This is a genomic window from Liquorilactobacillus sucicola DSM 21376 = JCM 15457 (genome assembly GCF_000612445.1).
GTDB classification, from domain to species: Bacteria; Bacillota; Bacilli; order Lactobacillales; family Lactobacillaceae; genus Liquorilactobacillus; species Liquorilactobacillus sucicola.
This window is the reverse complement of the sequence record NZ_BALC01000002.1, coordinates 201916-220147: the sequence shown is the minus strand read 5'-3', so window position 1 is coordinate 220147 and position 18232 is coordinate 201916. Positions and strand designations below refer to the sequence as shown.

The 18232-nt window shown below is 37.7% G+C and carries 18 protein-coding genes; 11 read left to right on the top strand and 7 right to left on the bottom strand.

Annotated elements, in window-relative coordinates; translation table 11 throughout:
- Positions 1-177: 177 nt before the first annotated feature.
- On the bottom strand, positions 178-1110 hold the full coding sequence (locus JCM15457_RS04285) for a LysR family transcriptional regulator (RefSeq protein WP_034987997.1): 933 nt from the start codon (positions 1108-1110) through the stop codon (positions 178-180).
- Between the two features lie 141 nt (positions 1111-1251).
- Between JCM15457_RS04285 and metE the strand changes: the two genes are divergently transcribed.
- Together metE and metF are read left to right on the top strand one after the other, a co-directional pair.
- On the top strand, positions 1252-3516 hold the full coding sequence (gene metE, locus JCM15457_RS04280; protein WP_034987995.1) for a 5-methyltetrahydropteroyltriglutamate--homocysteine S-methyltransferase: 2265 nt from the start codon (positions 1252-1254) through the stop codon (positions 3514-3516).
- Positions 3503-4375, top strand: a complete 873-nt coding sequence (gene metF, locus JCM15457_RS04275; protein ID WP_034987992.1) for a methylenetetrahydrofolate reductase [NAD(P)H] — start codon at positions 3503-3505, stop codon at positions 4373-4375. Before metE ends, metF begins: the two co-directional genes overlap by 14 nt.
- A 264-nt stretch (positions 4376-4639) precedes the next feature.
- Here the strand turns inward: metF and JCM15457_RS04270 are convergent, their stop codons facing one another.
- Together JCM15457_RS04270 and JCM15457_RS04265 are read right to left on the bottom strand one after the other, a co-directional pair.
- The gene (locus JCM15457_RS04270; protein ID WP_034987989.1) at positions 4640-5512 is read right to left on the bottom strand and encodes a cation diffusion facilitator family transporter; all 873 of its coding nucleotides are present in this window, start codon (positions 5510-5512) and stop codon (positions 4640-4642) included.
- A gap of 117 nt (positions 5513-5629) precedes the next feature.
- Positions 5630-6535 carry a phosphatase PAP2 family protein gene (locus JCM15457_RS04265; RefSeq protein WP_034987987.1) on the bottom strand — a complete coding sequence of 302 codons (906 nt, stop codon included), beginning with the start codon at positions 6533-6535 and terminating at the stop codon, positions 5630-5632.
- A gap of 228 nt (positions 6536-6763) precedes the next feature.
- On the opposite strand from JCM15457_RS04265, the gene JCM15457_RS04260 reads away from it, so the two are divergent.
- Positions 6764-7450 carry a beta/alpha barrel domain-containing protein gene (locus tag JCM15457_RS04260; RefSeq protein ID WP_034987984.1) on the top strand — a complete coding sequence of 229 codons (687 nt, stop codon included), beginning with the start codon at positions 6764-6766 and terminating at the stop codon, positions 7448-7450.
- Positions 7451-7531: 81 nt separating this feature from the next.
- Here JCM15457_RS04260 and JCM15457_RS04255 read toward each other — a convergent pair whose 3' ends face one another.
- Complete coding sequence (locus tag JCM15457_RS04255; RefSeq protein ID WP_034987983.1) at positions 7532-8311, bottom strand: tyrosine-protein phosphatase; 780 nt, start codon at positions 8309-8311, stop codon at positions 7532-7534.
- A gap of 130 nt (positions 8312-8441) precedes the next feature.
- Positions 8442-8804 (bottom strand): hypothetical protein, encoded by a 363-nt coding sequence (locus tag JCM15457_RS04250; RefSeq protein ID WP_034987980.1) that lies wholly within the window; start codon positions 8802-8804, stop codon positions 8442-8444.
- A 381-nt stretch (positions 8805-9185) separates the two neighbouring features.
- Between JCM15457_RS04250 and JCM15457_RS11635 the strand changes: the two genes are divergently transcribed.
- The 4 genes from JCM15457_RS11635 to JCM15457_RS04235 all read left to right on the top strand — a co-directional run bounded on the left by JCM15457_RS11635 (position 9186) and on the right by JCM15457_RS04235 (position 12522).
- Positions 9186-10046, top strand: a complete 861-nt coding sequence (locus JCM15457_RS11635) for a sunset domain-containing protein (RefSeq protein ID WP_051993283.1) — start codon at positions 9186-9188, stop codon at positions 10044-10046.
- Positions 10047-10695: 649 nt separating this feature from the next.
- Entirely contained in the window at positions 10696-10986 is a 291-nt protein-coding gene (locus JCM15457_RS04240) for a hypothetical protein (RefSeq protein WP_034987978.1), read from the top strand.
- Positions 10987-11156: 170 nt separating this feature from the next.
- Positions 11157-11288, top strand: a complete 132-nt coding sequence (locus JCM15457_RS12505; RefSeq protein WP_268870103.1) for a hypothetical protein — start codon at positions 11157-11159, stop codon at positions 11286-11288.
- A gap of 616 nt (positions 11289-11904) precedes the next feature.
- The gene (locus JCM15457_RS04235; protein WP_034987977.1) at positions 11905-12522 is read left to right on the top strand and encodes a sugar O-acetyltransferase; all 618 of its coding nucleotides are present in this window, start codon (positions 11905-11907) and stop codon (positions 12520-12522) included.
- A 342-nt stretch (positions 12523-12864) separates the two neighbouring features.
- Here the strand turns inward: JCM15457_RS04235 and JCM15457_RS04225 are convergent, their stop codons facing one another.
- Both JCM15457_RS04225 and JCM15457_RS04220 read right to left on the bottom strand, forming a co-directional pair.
- The gene (locus JCM15457_RS04225) at positions 12865-13974 is read right to left on the bottom strand and encodes an SLC13 family permease (RefSeq protein ID WP_034987973.1); all 1110 of its coding nucleotides are present in this window, start codon (positions 13972-13974) and stop codon (positions 12865-12867) included.
- 133 nt (positions 13975-14107) lie between these two features.
- A complete protein-coding gene (locus tag JCM15457_RS04220; protein WP_034988327.1) occupies positions 14108-14755 on the bottom strand; it encodes a DUF1345 domain-containing protein in 648 nt (215 codons plus the stop codon).
- A 402-nt stretch (positions 14756-15157) separates the two neighbouring features.
- Here JCM15457_RS04220 and efp point away from each other — a divergent pair, with 402 nt between their 5' ends.
- The 4 genes from efp to JCM15457_RS04200 all read left to right on the top strand — a co-directional run bounded on the left by efp (position 15158) and on the right by JCM15457_RS04200 (position 17790).
- The gene (gene efp, locus JCM15457_RS04215; RefSeq protein WP_034987971.1) at positions 15158-15715 is read left to right on the top strand and encodes an elongation factor P; all 558 of its coding nucleotides are present in this window, start codon (positions 15158-15160) and stop codon (positions 15713-15715) included.
- A gap of 238 nt (positions 15716-15953) precedes the next feature.
- Positions 15954-16265 (top strand): hypothetical protein, encoded by a 312-nt coding sequence (locus JCM15457_RS04210; RefSeq protein ID WP_034987969.1) that lies wholly within the window; start codon positions 15954-15956, stop codon positions 16263-16265.
- A 527-nt stretch (positions 16266-16792) separates the two neighbouring features.
- Entirely contained in the window at positions 16793-17044 is a 252-nt protein-coding gene (locus JCM15457_RS12600) for a potassium channel family protein (RefSeq protein WP_338040117.1), read from the top strand.
- 251 nt (positions 17045-17295) lie between these two features.
- Complete coding sequence (locus JCM15457_RS04200; RefSeq protein WP_034987968.1) at positions 17296-17790, top strand: hypothetical protein; 495 nt, start codon at positions 17296-17298, stop codon at positions 17788-17790.
- Positions 17791-18232: the final 442 nt, after the last annotated feature.

Sequence of the window (18232 nt, the reverse complement as noted above, 5' to 3'; positions counted from 1 at the left end):
TCTTCCCCTATATCTTTTAATTTAAGTAAGTATATCATACTTCTGTTATAAAATGGCACATCACTATTTTGATAGCGTTTTATGGATTGAAATACTTTTTTTAGCAAAGATGAAGTCCGTTTTCACTTTGATTTGCAAAATAGATTAGAGAATTCCACGTTATGTTAGCTTTTCAACCTAATTATTTTCGTCGACAATTTGAAACCCATAATTACGAATATGTCTCTTCAATATCTTCAAATACTGTTGTGCCGTCAAACTCAGTTCAAGCTGCCTGTGCTTGACTAAGCCTAGCGTCATTGAGTCATTTACCTCAAGTGGAATCGCAACAATTTTATCATCATTTAAATCACTACTGATGATTCCAGAGCTGATCGTATAGCCGTTAACACCTGCCATTAGATTAAAAATTGTTGCACGATCACTCACTTTAATGTTCTTTTTGTGTACAATTGTACTCAAAATCTCTTCAGCAAAAAAGAAAGAGTTTGCATCTCCCTGTTCGTATGAAAGGTATGGGTAATCCTCAAGATCTGCTAGCTTGACACTCCGTTTTTTTGTCAACGGATTGCGATAGCCAACAAAAATATGCGGTCTGGCTACAAAAAGCGGTTGAAATTCCAGCTCGTTTTCTTTCATTATTTTCTGCAAAACTTTTTTATTAAATCCGTTTAAGTACAAAATGCCGATTTCACTCTTAAATTCATTTAGATCATCAAAAATATTCTGGGTCTCGGTCTCTCGCAAAGTGAAATTGTACTCATCAACATCCAACCCCCGCAATAATTCAACAAAAGCATTCACGACAAAAGCATAATGCTGCGCGGAAACAGAAAAAGCTTTTTTACGCGGTTCATGTTTTTTATAACGCTCACGCAGCAAGTCAACCTGATCAGTCACTTGCCGCGAATAACTCATAAATTCCCTACCGTCGTCCGTTAGCGAAACACCTGTCTTCGTTCGCAGAAGTAACTTGATACTCAGTTCTTCTTCAAGTTTTTTGATTGCATTTGAGAGACTGGGCTGTGTCATAAAAAGCCTCTTAGCCGCTTCATTGAAAGAACCTGTTTTTACGATCATTTCTAGGTACTCAAGCTGTTCTAAGCGCATTTTACACCTCCGTTAAAGATTATGTTTTTATTTTACCACCTTGATATAGCTATTAGCTATATCAAATAATTAATTATACCACTTATCCAATATGCAAATATAATGTTATTTTATTCATAATCAATGAAGGAGGAGAATTGTATGACCACATCTGTTATCGGATTCCCACGTATTGGTGAGAATCGTGAATTAAAATTCAATACTGAAAAATATTTTCGCAATGAAATTACCCAAGATGAACTATTTGCTCAAGCAGCTGAGCTGCGATTGAAGCATTGGAAACTACTGCAAGAAGCCGGTGTCGACTATGTCCCGAGCAATGATTTTTCATTCTACGACACCACACTTGATACCGCACTGCTGTTTAATATAATTCCGCAAAAAGCAGCTGCTTTAAAACTTAGTCCCTTAGACAAATACTTTGCACTTGCCCGTGGATATCAAGGTGAAAAAGGTGACATCAAAGCTCTGCCAATGAAAAAGTGGTTTAATACAAATTACCATTACCTCGTTCCCCAATTCGACAAAACAACTCAAGTTAAATTAACAGGCAACAAAATTTTTGCTGAATTCCAAGAGGCCGCAGCAGCAGGCATCAGCACCCGTCCTGTATTAGTCGGTCCATACACACTGCTTAGTTTAAGCGAATTTGCAGACGGAGTTAAACCAGAAGATTTTATTTCGCAAATCACTGCTGCGTATGCAGAAGTGTTCGAAAAACTCAATAAACTGGGAGCATCATGGTTGCAGCTTGATGAACCCTCACTTGTTAAGGACATGTCAGCACAGGACAGAGCCTTATTCAATAAGATCTACGAAACACTGCTGACTAAAAAAGGGCAACTAAAGATCCTGCTTCAAACATACTTCGGTGATGTCCGAGATAACTACACTGACTTAGTCAAACTTGATTTTGACGGTCTCGGTCTTGATTTTATTGAAGGACGAAAAACACTAGAACTTGTCAAAAGCGGTTTTCCTGATGGAAAAATTTTGTTTGCTGGCATTATTAATGGTAAAAACATCTGGCGCAATAATTATGAACAATCATTGAATATTATCCATCAATTGCCTGCTAAACATATTGTTCTTTCGACTTCGTGTTCGTTACTGCATGTTCCCTTCAGCGTAGCCAATGAAGATTTCAAGCCAGAAATTAAAGCTCATTTTGCATTTGCAAAAGAAAAGCTCGACGAACTTGGCGAACTTTCTTCTATTTTAGAAGGTAAGGCTGCTGAACTACTAGTTAAGAATCAACATTTGTTCACTGGAAATCGTATCAAGAGCAATCAAGCTCTAAAGGAAAAAATCGCTAATTTAACTGAAGATTCATTCATCCGCACCCCAGAATTCTCCAAACGTGAAGCAATACAAAAAAAGGAATTCAAGCTGCCACTGCTGCCAACTACCACAATTGGCTCATTCCCACAAACACGTGAAGTCAAAAAAACACGTGCACGCTTTAAACGCCATGAATTAGGGCAGAAAGAATATGATTCATTTATCGCTGGAAAAATCGACGAATGGCTCAAGTGGCAGGAAGAAATCGGGCTTGATGTCCTAGTCCATGGAGAATTTGAGCGCAACGATATGGTTGAATACTTCGGACAAAATTTGAGCGGTTACCTTTTCAGTAAAAACGGCTGGGTTCAATCTTATGGTACCCGCGGTGTGAAACCTCCTATCATCTGGGGGGACGTTACACGCCAAAAGCCAATCACAATCAAGTGGTCTAAGTATGCGCAAGATCAAACTGATAAAATCGTTAAGGGAATGTTAACTGGCCCAGTAACCATTCTGAACTGGTCATTCCCGCGTGAGGACATTCCTGTGCGCGAATCCACGCTTCAAATTGCACTTGCAATTCAAGAAGAGGTGTTAGACCTTGAAGGCAACGGTATCCGCGTGATCCAGATCGATGAAGCTGCGTTGCGTGAAAAACTACCTCTGCGCAAAAGCGACTGGTATAGCGAATATCTCGACTGGGCAATTCCGGCTTTCCGCTTAGTTCATAGTAAAGTCAAACCCGAGACCCAAATACACACACATATGTGCTACAGTGAATTCACTGATATCATACCTGCTATTGATAACATGGATGCAGACGTTATTTCATTTGAAGCTTCGCGTTCAAACCTTGAAATTCTTGATGAGTTGCAAGCAAAACATTTTCAAACAGAAGTTGGCCCCGGAGTCTATGACATTCATTCACCACGGGTTCCCTCAATTGAGGAAATCAAGAACGCTATTCACAAAATTCTGCAAAAAGTTCCAGAACACAAAGTGTGGATCAATCCTGACTGCGGTCTTAAAACACGCGGAGAACGCGAGACCAAAGCCAGCTTGGAGAATCTAACAAGCGCAGCAAAAGAAATCCGAAAGGAGCTTGAAGATGGTGAACGTTAATCATCCTTCACTATCATTTGAGGTCTTTCCACCTAACACTGCTGCAGGCACTGCAAACATTAAGGAAACACTTGATCGACTGCAAGCTCTAAATCCTAACTTCATTAGTGTTACCTGCAGCAACAACAAAAGCAACATTGAGGAAACGACGCTCAAATTGGCCGGTTATATCAACAATACTTTAAAAGTACCAGCAATTGCTCACCTGCCAGCCGCTTATCTCAATACCCAACAAGTCACAAGAATATTGACGGAACTAGATTCCTTACATATTCACCAGTTACTTGCTCTTCGTGGTGACATTATTCCAGAAGTTCCACGTAAAGACGACTTTAAATATGCTAGTGATTTGATCAGATTCGTTCACGCCCAGAAACCTGGTTTTAAGATATCAGGCGCTTGCTATCCTGAAATCCATCCCGAATCACCTGATTTAGTTTCAGATATCCGCTATTTAAAGCAAAAGGTTGACGCAGGGTGCAACCAATTGATCACACAACTTTTTTTCGATAATGACAGGTTTTTCACATTCAAGGAAAATTGTGCTTTGGCGGGCATCAAAGTTCCAATCATAGCAGGTATCATGCCCATCACTAACAGAAAACAAGCACTGCGGCTGATCAAAACGACATCAGCCCATCTTCCAAAAAAGTTTCTAGCTATTTTTGATAAGTATGAACATGATCCCGCGTCACTACGGACAGCTGGGCTAGCTTATGCAGTTGATCAAATTGTCGACCTTATAACTCGTGGAGCCGCGGGTATTCACCTGTACACAATGAATCATGCCGAAACGGCAATCAACATCCAAAACACGATCGGTTCTTTATTTAATTCAAGTGCTCAGCTAAACAATTAATTAATACGTAAAAGAATGTATCTAGATCCAGTTAGAGTTAGGTCTTCCCTTTCTAACTGGATTTTTTATTTTGCCTGATTTTCCCAAAATATCTCCCAAGCACAAAGAGAAGGAGCTGTGCCAAAAGGTAAATTTTGGTACAGCTCCCTCTTTTATTCCGTATAAACGTGTTCCATAAGTTAAAATTCTCCGTCTAACTCGAATTTTCCCGACTTATGTCACACTCTCTCCTTATCTATCTCGTGTCTTACACTTCAAAACGTTTCAATAATCGTTTTCGACTTCAGCTTGCGGACAGTCGATTTGAATAACAGTATGTGTAACTTTATTTAACCCCTTTAATCTGTTAGTAAGTAATTCTAAAACTTTTGCGGAGTTAACATTCCTTTTCAAACTGATATGCACTGATACCGCGACATCATTAGTTCCAATTCCCCAAACATGCAGATCGTGATAGTTTTCAATTGCACCAAAACTTTGAATAACTTGAACAATCTCTTCAACATCAACATCATCTGGAACAGCTGACATCAACAACTGCAGCGACTGTCTGAGCAGCCCCCAAGATGAATAAATAACTATAACTGCCACAATTATACTTGTCAGCGAATCAATGCGTCCCCATCCGGTCAGACTGATCAGTATTCCAGAAATAACAACTCCCAGAGAAACCATCCCATCAGCTGCCATATGCACAAAAGCACCCTTGATATTCAGATCTTTCTTACTGTCCTTTTGAAAAAGAAAAGCCGTCGCAAAGTTAACCAAAACACCTAGTAACGCAATTGCGGCAACCCCCAAGCCTTGCTTGGTTCCAGAAGTACCCAAGTTAGCAATTGCTTCTATAATAATCCAGATCATTGCGGCCAACACAAAAACTGCGTTAGCAAATGCTCCTAAAACCGTTGCTTGCTTGTAACCGTACGTCATTTTAGGTGTTCGCTTCTTAAAACTGATAATCCCAGCGAGCCACGATACAATAAGTCCTAAAACATCGCTCAGATTATGCATAGCATCTGTCATTAAAGCTACAGAGCCGAACAGCGTCCCAAAAGTCAACTCAAAAACGATGTAAAGTGTATTCAGTCCAATTCCAAGTTTAAAAGGCAAACCATATTGTTTTCTATGCTTACTCACCTAATCATTCCCTGTCAGCATATTTGATACTCAATTTTAACCTAAATTGCCGCCATGGTCTATTAAAACAAAATAGCTCCCCCTATCAAGAAAAATTACCAACTCAAATACCTGTAATCAATGCAGTTTTAAATCATCTTCTATTATATGATCATACAAGCTGCGCACAATATAGATAAACAATGCGGTTAAAAAATACGAAAATACAACATCAGATAAGAAATGTGCTCCAATAATCACCCGGGACAATCCCATCAGCCCACCATAAACTACTCCAAATAACCAGAGACGCTTACGAACGGCACCAACAGCAAACCATGAAAATACAATACAGAGTGTTCCCGCCATTGTGTGTCCCGAAGGAAAAGATTTGTGACCGTTAACACCATTGGGATGCAGCCATGAGGTGAAATCATTTTGCGAAGCACTTAATTCATAGGGACGAACCCGTCCCCAGAAATCTTTGAGGGCTCCGTTTATCTCGAGGGAAAACCATACTGTTAAAGATGCAAATATACTTAGTAGCAAATACTTTTTTATTTCTTGATCACTTTTATTCTTCATCCAGAAAACAACAAGTGCAGTGACGCAGAGATATACAACTATCCAGAGAATAAGAGCTACTTGCAAGGATAAACCGCCAGTGTTAGTGTCACTATTTGCTAAACCCATGTCTTTACCGTTATGTATATTGGTCAATGCTGCGATCGAATAACTTGAAGCCTCATTCAAATACTGTTTGACCTGCCACGCTGATAAAGCGAGTCCACCGGCAAACAGTGGGATGGCTAACAATTTGTCTTCTTTACGGCGAACAGCGTAAACTACCGCAATTTCTCCACTTAGCACAAAAATAAAATACACTGGAAACTCTCCAAATGTTTGAAAAACAGTCCCAAAAATACTATTGTAATTGATCATGCCGTTACTTATTGCTAAATCTGCGAAAGCCGCAATTCCTAAGAGAATCACTGCAACTATTGTTGAGGCTATGAATAGTTTCTTCTTTAAAATATTAGACATGTGCTCACTCTCCTTCTTCTTGAAACAGACACATAGTACCATCCATTTGTAAAGATCTTATCTTATTTTGTCTGTGAACAGGTAAAATGCTTGTAAATTTTTGTTTTGCTAAAAAGCTGCACAATGTTTGCTATCAGACGTTTTTGTTTTTATAATCTACCTTAGTAAAGGTTTTACTTTTAGTTTCATCTGGTTCAATAAATCATTGAAAATCGAGGTCGGAAAGTATTGGAATCCAAAAAAGCTGTCCCAAATTTAACTTCAAAACTAAGAGCAGATATCGTTGAAACACCAGCTGTCATCAGAGACGCATCTGGTATCAATCTCTTTGGTAAGAGGATCAAAAGTATCATTTATACAATGGATGTTGCGGTCATTGCAAATTGTAATGCAGATGCAGTACTAGCAGTTTATCCGTGGACACCCAACACCAAGATACTCCAAGCTATCTCAACCGTCTCAAACGTTCCCATTCTAGCTGGGATCGGCGGTGGGCTTACAAAGGGCCTTCGCTCAGCAACCATTGGCTTTTTTGCAGAGGAAAACGGAGCACAAGCTGTCGTCCTCAATGCCCCCACACCACTTGAAACGGTTATCAGCGTAGGTAAGGTCGTTGACGTTCCAATTATTTACACAGTGGTAAACAAGAGTATCAACATAAAAGACCGAATTGACGCTGGTGTTAAAGCGTTCAACGTTGCTGGCGGCAAGGAAACAGCCGAACTTGTCCGATGGTTGCGAGAAGAATTAGCTGAAATTGCACCAAACTTCCCGATAATTGCATCAGGCGGCAAATCTGACGAACAAATAAAGAAAACTATTGCTGCAGGGGCCAATGCAATTACTTTTACAGCATATGGAGTAACCGAGGCAACTTTTCAAAAGAAAATGGAAAAATATCGGCATGAACATTAAGCAGCAATACAAAAAATCTTCGGCAACAGAAGTTGCACGAAGATTTTTTCTTAATGAAAGCTTCTTTTGACAAAGACATCCCTAGCCTCTCTTCAAATAAATCCTTTGCAGATCACTTAAATCTTTATCTGACAACTGCATAGCATCATGCATATACCCACGCACGTTTCCATAATTTGTTATCAAGGCCTGTCGTGCTGTATCTAGTGACCTCCCCTGTACATAGAATGATGAATTCATCTCATTGATAAAATCCATCAAGTTGTCGCTTTGCAACTTTTTACGTAAGTCAGCTTGGTTAACTGTCTCATAAACTAGATTTGTTAGCAGATAATCACGTTTGATAACTTGATAATCAATGCCCAGCGCTGCCAAAATTAAAAAGCCAGCTACTCCCGTGCGATCCTTTCCAGCAGCACAATGAAAAAGCAGCGAACGTCCCTTTTCATCATTAGCAAGAAGATCAGCAAACATCATCCGAAATGCTAGCTGAGAATGCTTACTGAGGATCATTATCGCATATGGCTCCGAGAAATTATTCTCAACTGTATCGTCTTCATCTATTACCGGCAAATCTGAGGACTCACTATTTCCTAACGGGTAAACGGGATAAGAGCGATAAATTGTCCGCTTGGGAAGCCGATCTGGCGACATCTTGCTTTCAAAAGGTGAACGCAAATCTATCACATAGTTAAGACCGTACCCTAATAACTGTTTCTCTGCTTTATTTGACAAACGACTCATATCACCTGAACGTAATAATTTATGCCACCGAATTATGCGTCCATCCCGCGTTTTATATCCACCCAGTTCACGTAAATTCACACTGGAGGGAACATCTAAAATCCGCTCTTGCTTCACCTTCTAATCACCTTGCCTCTCACAAATGGATTTAAATTCAATACAAAATTAATTTACAGAACTGAATCCGGTAACAATTTGTTATCTAAAACCCGTCTAACTGGACTCTCTCAAAGGGCTAAGATCAAGGTTATTCATCTAGAAACTTACCATCAAAACGCAGCTGCAGCAATGAAATTGCAGTATAGATCGAGTCACGCTCGGTTCGAGTAATATCATCGTATGTCTGCGGCAATTTTGCCAGTATATGCTTTGCTTTTCTGATTAGAAATTCTAAATCAGTTCTATATTTAACACCTGTTTTATAGCAGCGCAGCAGTTCTTGACAAGAACTACAAGCATTGTCAATGATGATGATATGCTTCTTACTCTCGTAGACACAGGTGTCCGGCTCATAAACAGCGTTATAAGCAACTTGAATTTCATTAAAATTTCGCATAATGATCCTCACTTGGTCTTTGATGTCGTCATTAGGTTCATACTGATATACCATACCTCCACCACCTTGTAAGCATAATTCCTCTTCTATTATATACTGAAACCTCTACTAGATGCTTGATATCTGCACAAGCTTTGACTATCTTTGCAATAGCTTTTTACTCTTGCACCTTCCATCAACTCGTCAGAATTTCTATGTTCTCAAAGCTCAATAGATTTTTAATAAAGACAAAATATTGCTTGCAGATATTTATGCATTCTATATACTGTATCTTTTAAAATTATCCAGCTGCCCCATTTTAATGGGTAATAAAATACACATAATTATCCAAGATGTGATATTATTAGAGCGTTAATAAAAGTATAAATTTGTAAGTTGTACTTCTTACAGTCCAAAATTGATGACTTTAAAAGCTGTTTATTTAGGGGGAAAACAATGTTTCATTCGAAAAGGTTCAACGGTTATCTAGCCAAGGCTAGTGTGCTCATACTTTCAATTTTTTCATTTTCATCAGCAGTAACCTTCACACACTCCATCACTACTCAAGAAGTAAAGGCTGCACAGGTCAAGCAGTCAAAGTTGATTGAGGTTACCTCGAAAAAAGATGATCTTTCATCTAAATACCAAACTAATGAAAATGGCATTTTTTACATAAAGGGAAAGTCCATCAAAAATGCACAGCTTTGGATCAAGGGCAAGGATTTTAAAACAATCAAAAGAAATGTTTCCAAAAACGAACATTTCAAAGTCAAAGTTAAACTGGCTGATTCGAAGAAAAAAATGAAACTTAAAGTACTTGCAACTGCCGGCAAAAAACACAGCCAGGAACAAATGAGTATTTACAACCGATCAGATACATATTTGACAGCAGTAGCCAGCTCTAAAGCGGCAAAGTCATCCAGTATTGCCGCAATGCAATCTGCCAGCAGCTCGGCTGCAGAATCTTCCAAATCAGCAGCTGCTGAATCATCTAAAACGGCAGAATCATCCAGTATCGCTAAGGCTCAAAGTGAAGCGGCAGCAGTTCAAGCGTCCAGAAACGCTGAATCGTCAAGCACTGCAGCTGCATCCTCTAGAGCTGCTGCTAGTTCTGCTGCCGTACAGACACAAAGTGATAATAATACCACTGGCAGTGATTTATACACTGGTACCCAAGGACAGATCATCGGAAATTCAAGATCACATATTTACCATGTTCCAGGACAGGCGGGATATCATATGAACTCAGCCAATGCAGTTTACTTTAACAATGAACAAGAAGCACAGGCACAAGGTTATCGAAAAGCTTTGCGCTAGAAACGGCGGTCCTTGCAGCAAATACTTTTTTATAGAATATGTGGCAGAAAAATGCCGCAGAAATATCCAATAAAGGCTGCAAATAATAACTTTGAAAGAATTGTTTTGCTGAGCAACTATGGAAGAATCTGGATAAATATTCTGAGTTAGGATGTCGTAAAGCATATATAATCTTGATGGCTGGTAGTTATTGACTACTATATCAGGTGGAAGCCCCGGCGAACGAAAGCATTTTAGGACTCCCATTAGATGAAATGAAGTGTATGATGTTAATAAATTCCACATTAGCTCAATAGTAAAAATCCTCATGTTCGTAGCTTTGCTTTGCATAACTCTCATTTTTTGATTATTCAAATATGTCTGCTTGATCCTACATTTTTCCCAGTGCCGAAAAATCAAATTAAACCATTAAGATAAGATTCACTGGATTAGGGACAAAAGTCATATAGACTACCGAATTAATTAATAAAGAGCTGGGTAAAAGTAATGGACCCAGTTCTTTGTTTCACTAATCTGTTGTATATATTTGGACTGCTTTTTTGTACATTTTAAAAAAATAAATTCTACAGGTACTACTATGTATTTATTTGTACCACTTACAAAGTGCTACAATATCTTTAAAGACATTATTTAGAAAGGATGCTTGAAAATGTCACTATTCAATAACAATAAAAAAGCAGAAGGACTCTTGGAAGATAGAGGATTAGCCAATTTAGACAGAGATGCTTTCTGGCAAGTTAGGGCTATTTTGAGCGAACTTGAAGAACAACAGCTTCTTAAAAACAGCAAAAAAGTAATTTCAAGCGATTATGTTGCTGAAAAGGCAACAGCTAGTTATTTAAGAGCGATTGTAGAACAGAACTGGGTACTAATCGCACAAAATGATCAAATTATTAAAAGCCTTAATTCAAAAAATAATACGCCTGTCAAGAAAGAATAGGCTGCAATTTCCCGCAATTCCCTTTTATGCGTCATTTTTCCATCTATTTCTTAGTTTTCCCCTTCTCTTAGTAGAACTCATAGTAATATCAGTTTTATATTTTTTACACCATTCTTTTTGACTTTTGCGTTATACTTAGATTATCATTCGAGAAAGGGGGTGTGTGCTGGATGTTTACAGAAACAGAAATTAGTAATATTTTGCGGCAGCATGGCGTTGAAAATAAAAATAACACGCTTGCAAAAGCACTTTATGACATCTTCAAGCTGTCTGCCGAAGAACATACAAGCAATCAGCTTTAACAGCTAGCTCTTGCTTAACTGCCTGTAAACTTCTAGTAGTTCACGAATGAATGATGGATATCACATTGAATCGTGTCGCAGAACTACTAGAGGTTTTTAGTTTCTAAAATAAGAAATGATAAATTGTTTTTACAAATGATTTGTCAAGATTTTGTAAAGGCTTTATTTCAACCCTTGAATTTGTAACCAATTTAGCCTAGCATGAGTGGTGAGTTGAGACGTGTGGGCATCTTGATTCCAGCTCTGTATAAAGATAGCAAATGCATTTTTCAGTCGTTGTTGTTTATTTCAACAACGGCTTTTTTAGGCATTACAAAGTCGGCAAAATTCGAGGTAGATGGAGAATTGAGACTTATGAAACACGTTTATATGTAATAAATAAAAAGAGCTAGGTTAAAATTTACCTTTTGGGATATTTTTCATTTTGACCCAGCCTTTTTGGTACTCTTACATAATTACTTCCAAGTAAGCAACCATGTCGCCCGCACATCTATCTTCAGAATAATCTAGCGCTGATACTAAAAATATATTCTTCCATACTTGCGAGTTACTTGCCTTCGAGAGCGCTTTATTTCATGCTATAATATTTTTTGTAGTTAAAAACAGGAGGTATTTTATGACTTCAGAGAAGAAAATGATGATTGCGGGAAAGCTTTACTCTTCAAATGATGCCGAACTTGTTAAAATGCGTCAAAATTCAAAACAACGCGTTTACACATATAACCAAACTTTGCCGCAGGAGAATACTAAACGAACACAATTACTTAAAGAAATGATAGATTGTCCTAGTGAAGACGCCTACATTGAAATTCCTACACGTATGGATTATGGAGAGAACATTCATTTAGGGAAGAACTTCTACGCAAATTATGACAGTATCTTCCTAGATATAGCACCCATTTCTATTGGCGATAATGTGTTATTTGGCCCACGCGTTGGGCTTTACACTGCCGGGCACCCCCTCGCAGCAAGTGTGCGCAATGAATATCTGGAGTATGGACATCCGATCAAAATCGGCAACAACGTTTGGCTAGGAGGTGGCGTCACCATCTGTCCCGGTGTCACAATTGGTGATAATACTGTAATCGGTGCAGGCGCAGTTGTCACTAAAGATATTCCTGCTAACGTGCTTGCAGCAGGCGTTCCCGCCCACCCTATCCGCAAAATAACAGCCACAGATGAAAAATACTGGCAAGCTGAAAAAGCAAATTATTTGAAGACAAGAGACAACTGATCATCTTTTGTCAGACTGTTTAAAGCAAAAAATTTACAATGAAAGTGAGTTACATATAGTCAATAAATCCGTTGAACTCATAAAAAACAGTGATCAAAATATAACAGAAATAGTGCTGAACTGTGATTTTAATGATTCAAATTGCTTCAGCAGAGTATTTGAAAAACACAGAAAAACATCTCCCGTGCAGTTTACGAAAGAGTCGCAAAAAACAAACTGTAAAGTAGAAAAAGGTTGGCAACAGAATTATATTGTTTAAATAAGCACTTATTACTTACTTTTTTGCTTATTTTTTATTCGCTCATTTTTTCAAGATATATCTTTAATTTTTTGCCACACTCATCATTGCAGCCATATTAACCCCCAGCCAACCAACATAAAAACAGCAAGGTAGCCAACGTTCACCCAGGTAAATGTTTTAAAGAACTTGAATGTACTATGATCTTGCGAGAAAGCATTATATTGCCGCAAAGCCAGCAAATTAGCTAAAGAAGCAATGATAGTTCCTAACCCGCCTATTGTCACTCCTAAATAAAGGCCATAAGTGTTATTTGTAAACTTTGACAAAAGGACCACAGCAGGAACGTTACTGATAAATTGGCTGCTAATAACACTAGAAATAAATGTTGACAGTGTATTTCGCGTGTTTTTAAGCAGTAGAGTATGAACAAAATCAATTCGGCTCACAGCTCCCACGACCATAAAAAAATTAATAAACGTTAAGATAATTCCGTAATCAATTTTAGAAAAAACTCTTTTATCCGCCGTCAATGCGCAAAAAAGGCTGACCAGCACCGAGATCCAGATTGGGATGAGCTCTAAAATACCACAGAGAACAATAATAGTCGCCAAAAAGACCCACTTCATCTTCGACCATTCGATTTCTACCTGCGCAACTTCAAGTTTCGAAATAGATTTCTTGGGAAAAAACAACGTGGAAATAACGAGACTAACCAATGAAAACAAACCTACCACGCTGGAATGTGCTAAAAAATCAAATATACTGAGTCGGTAATGCGCTGTTAGATATAGATTTTGCGGATTACCAAAGGTTGTTATTGCACTACCTAAATTAGCATAAATCGTTAAAAGACAAATTGGCATAATTTTAGATATTTTTATTTGTTTGCTGATGCTAAAAAAAATCGGAACCAGTGTAATTATCGCAACGTCATTGGTAAATAACATCGATCCCGCAAAAGAACATAGGAACATTACCAAAATGACCTCGCGTGTTGAGCTGCATTTTAGCAGAACTGCATTAGCGCTAAATGTAAAGAATTTTTTTTGCTCGTATACTGAAACCATAACAAGCAACGAAAAAAGTGAAAGAATCGTCTTTGTATCAATGTCAGAAAACTTGATAGTCCCGAACATAGTAAAAACAACGACTAACAATGCTGTAAAAATAAACGTCTTATCAGCTGAAAGCCGTTTTAAAACTCTTAACATTTGCGCCCCAACTTTCCCAATTCATGTATTTACAATAATTCAGTTTAGCATATTTCGTTCAACTCTAGTAAGCTTCACTCATCATAGCTGATTTTGATGCACAGCTTCTCACAGAGATCTCAATTACTTTAGATTATGCTAAATCGGCTATAAAATTAACAAGTATCGAAATTATAACAGTGTTGAACAAAAATGAAATCATGGCGTGGCCTAAGGCTGCTTTGCGAAAACTCGTAGTTGAAAAATTCGTATCAGACACCTGATAAGTCATGCCTATCGTGTAGGACAAATAGGCAAAATCCCAAAAACTTGGTAGTTCGTTGTTATTGAAGTTGACCCCGCCTTCTTTTTGCCCATAACTCTTTTTATAATAGAGTTCAGCATAATGAAAGGTATATATCGCATGCACTAGACTCCATGAAATAGGTATGCTTACCAGCCCCACACCGAGTTCTAAGGGATTCCCCTTGCCGACAGTTACTAAAATTGCAACAACGCCCAAACTAACACAACTAGCTATGATAATCACTATATCTAAAAAGGAATACCGTATACTTTCGGTTAAGACAACTTTTTTAGTATGTTCTCCCGTTAATGGGTGAAAATTAAACCACATTAACGCCATTGCTGTGACAGCTCCTGCGTTCCAACTCATTAATAGGGAAATCTCCCAATTGAAATAAACTTTTAAGATGAGCCCGCTGACGAGCCCTAACATCACAGCAATCACAAAGTGCATCCATTTCTGCCGCAAAATATTTTTTCCTTGTTCTTTCACCATAAGAAAACCTCCGTTGACCATATTATTTATTATTTTCATTGTAGTTTTTCTCTAACGCAAACTCGATTAATTAGCATCATGTCTGATTACCGAGACACTTCATTGATTCGCTATATAGCGTTCTCTAGTGAATTTCTGCTCGAAAGTTTCTCAAGCGGAAGATGCACTAATTTCAACAAGCCTTGACGTGGAACTATTTTACTAAATGTAATTATTTAAATATTCTGAGTTGTACTTTGTGTGCGCTTAATATGATAGAATTAGTAGTGTAGCAAATAATAATGATTGGTGGATTTAGAAATGTTGATTTTAGGTTTTGCACTATCCCTAGCTCCCCCTAAGTCTTTTCGTTCCAAATGTTGCAACTTTTGCGGTTAATAAAAGATGGAGAGTGTGTCATAAATGGTAGAAGCGATTAATTTAAAATCAGGTATGGTTTTTGAAAAAGACAACAAATTGATTAAAGTACTGGAAACTAATCATCACAAGCCTGGCAAGGGCAATACAGTTATGCAGATGAAATTACAGGATATCCGTTCTAATTCTATTGTTCAAACAACTATGCGTCCCTCTGAAAAGGTTGAGTTAGCACTTGTTGACAAAAAGCAGGCACAATATTTGTATAAACAGGGTGATGTTTTTTACTTCATGGATTTAGACACCTATAATCAGTACGAACTTTCGGCTGATCAAATTACAAGTGAAGTAAAATATTTAATCCCAGAATTAAAGGTTCAATTGGATTTTTGTAATGAAGAACTGATTGGAGTAGAACTGCCAACTACCGTCAAACTTCGTGTCACGGAAACAGCACCTAATATCAAGGGTGCTGCCGCAGCCAGTGGTGGAAAACCTGCTACTTTGGAAACGGGATTAGTAGTGGCTGTGCCGGACTTCATTCAAGAAGGCGACACGTTGGTTATCAATACTTCCACTGGAGCTTATAAGCAGCGCGCATAGTTTACGATTTAAAATAGACAACTATTTATTGAGCATATGCCCCTTCTAGAGGTGAAAGTAAAAAAGATTTCTTTCGGTCCATTTGGGTTTTTGACCAATGATTGCACCGAAGGAAATCTTTTATTTTTTTGCACAGAACATTTTCAATTGCATGCGGCAGCATTCGCAATATCAGTCGTTAGACCAGCAATCACAACGTCTGAATGAATCTTTATTATAAAAATAGGAGGAAACAATAGTGAACAAACAAGAATTGCAGGAATATATAAATAATAATAGTCGTGCTGTTAAGATTTTTTGGGATAAAGCTTTAGTTTTCCAACAAGCAAAAAACAAAAAAAGACAACCAGCAAAACGTTGGAATGAAACAATGTTGGAACGTGCAGCAGATAAAATGCTTGCTACCTTCATCACTGGTATTCATGACAAATTAAAGATGTACATCAAAGAAGATGCCTTGGCGCCCCAAAAAAGCTGGGCCAATTTCATCGAGGATAACGAGATTTTGGAAGAATTGGAAGAATCCGTAGTGGAAATGGACTTTTCATAGAAATCATTTAACAAAATGACCACTAAGCATTAAATTGATCAAACTTCAAATTACAGTAGTTATTCCGTTAATTGCTTGCTTTTGTAACAAAGCAACTATGTTTAGGACCGATAAATTTGAGAAAATCTACGATGTCATAATTATTTTTTTGACCGTTACTTCTATAGTTTTGGTAATACTGGATTATGCGAATATTTTGCAGTTAAGCAGTCCGCCTTATATTTATATTGATAACAGTATTTTACTGCTATTCACTGTTGACTTCTTTTCTCGTCTGGCGTTAGCAAAAAGTAAAAATGAATTTCTCAAAAACAATCTTTGAGACTTACTAGCTATCATACCCATAAATTCTGCTTTTAGTTTCTTTCGCGTAGCTAGATTTGCACGTATTACCAGAGCAGCTCGCATAATAAGAATATTACGTTTAACAAGACTGGTGAGTTTGAGCGGTAAATTGCAAAATAACATAAAAAAATTTTTGAAAACAAATGGTCTGATATACTTGAGCATTAGCTGAAAGTACCCCATTGGGAGAATCATTTTGGTGGGCAATTGCCACTGCAACAACGGTTGGCTATGGTGATGTTTCTCCACATACTACCATTGGAAAATTCGCAGTTGTTCTGCTAATGTTTGTAGGGATTGGATTTATAGGGATGCTGGCAAGTTTGCTTACTGCTTTTTTCACACACGAAGAAGACAGCAATAAAAAAGTATTGGAAAAGCTAGAACAAATCGAAAAAGAAAATACAAAACTAAAAGAAGTAATTATAAGTTAAAACACTAGAAATACTTATTTTAGATGTATACAGCCTTAGAACTCTTCTTTTGTTAAAATAATACTGTCATCAGCTAGCTAATGCAGCCATGTAGCATTCTTACTCACAATCTAGAAAATAATTGTCAAATTTTTATTAAAAGTGGTAATCTATTGATAAGTGTAAAAGCAGGCGTGTACTGAGCTTAGCCATCCACTTAGATATTTTGCTATATTACTTACGTATTTTGAACCAATTAGGAGGGAACGATATTGCGTTTTATTGATGGTATCACTACATCGCTTTTCTTCATAGCCATGATTGTGTTTGTAATTAGTACAGTCTTTCTAATCGTCTTTTCAAACAAAAATAAACACTATGAAAAAACTACCACAGCATCATTTTCTTCGTTCATTATCGCAGTTTTTTGCATATTTTCGCGTACTCATCTTCTAAGAGCTACGCTACTGTGTCTACTGACACTGACTGCTGCTTGGGCTTTTAGAAAAATACTTAATCGCAAGCAGCCAGCGGTCAGTTGGAAGTTGAGCAGATCTTTTATGATCCTAGGAGCCTTGCTTCTGTCATTTAACATGGCTGAGATTTTTTACGTCCATTCCTATCAAAATGAAGCACCACTTGCTAAATTAAATAAAAACAAACACAAAACACACCTTGAATATTTGCGGACAGATCATAAGCGAAGACTTTTGTTTGAAGGCCCCTATAAACACGCTCACCCTGCTTCAATAATCCACAATGAGTAAAGAATTGCATTTTAACCATAGGTGCAAGACATACGTACAAAAAGTAATACTAGCTAATTACTTGCAGCCATATCATCGAGTAATTAGCCCTTTTTGTGTCCAGAAGGACTTTGAACAAGTTCTACTGGGTTCTCAAGGTCAGGAATTCCACGGACAGTCACATCTACATACGTCAGCATTAACAAATTGGTCATAGTTTACACATTTATTAATAATGGCATTCGTTAAGAGACCTCTGAACTGTTCTTCTAGTTCTTCAGAGCTACTGCACTTCACTTAGTATGCTTTAAATCTAAATATCTGTCTGATATTTCCGTAGTTTCCGCTGAGTTTATCCTTTACTATAGTGACAGACAAGGACTTGTTTGCTATAGATTGCCATCTTGATCTCACCTGTTTTTACCAGTAATTATTTCAGTCGTTGCAAGTTTCATTCTTCTCT